Origin of the sequence: Pseudoalteromonas sp. Z9A5 (genome assembly GCF_011378875.1) — a bacterium.
Lineage (GTDB): Bacteria > Pseudomonadota > Gammaproteobacteria > Enterobacterales > Alteromonadaceae > Pseudoalteromonas.
The window spans coordinates 1-676 of the sequence record NZ_WTLC01000123.1; the positions used below are offsets into that span (position 1 = coordinate 1).

Here is a 676-nt window from a genome sequence, read left to right on the forward strand (position 1 = left end):
TACAACGGTCCAGTACCAAGTGCAACTTACACGGTCAGCGATGCTAACGGTGGGATCGATACTGCGGTATTAAGTTTCAATGACATTACCCCTGTCAATGATGCGCCTGAAGCCGTTAATGATGGTCCAATTTCGGTAACAGAAGACACGCCAGCCACTGGCAATGTATTAACCAACGACACCGATGCAGATGGTGACGCGCTTAATGTGACGCAGTTTGTTATCGATGGGGACACCACGGTTTATACCGCTGGAACAACAGCAACAATTGCGGGCGTCGGTGCGTTACTCATTAATGCTGATGGTAGTTTTACCTTCACCCCAGCGGCTGATTATAACGGTCCAGTGCCAAGTGCAACTTACACGGTCAGCGATACTAACGGTGGGATCGATACTGCGGTATTAAGTTTCAATGACATTATCGCTGCTAATGATGCGCCTGAAGCCATTAATGACGGTCCGTTTACAGTTACAGAAGACACGCCAGCCACTGGTAATGTACTCACCAATGACACTGATATCGATGGCGATACCCTCGCGGTAACGCAGTTTGTTATTGCAGGGGACACCACGGTTTATACTGCCGGAACAACAGCAACCATTGCGGGCGTCGGTGCGTTACTCATTAATGCCGATGGTAGCTTTACCTTTACCCCTGCTCCTGATTACAACGGTC

Annotated in this window: 1 protein-coding gene; it reads left to right on the top strand. The window is 49.1% G+C overall.

Annotated elements, in window-relative coordinates:
• The coding region (locus GQR56_RS21305) for an Ig-like domain-containing protein (protein ID WP_166115388.1) at positions 1 to 676 on the top strand (676 nt) is incomplete at both ends.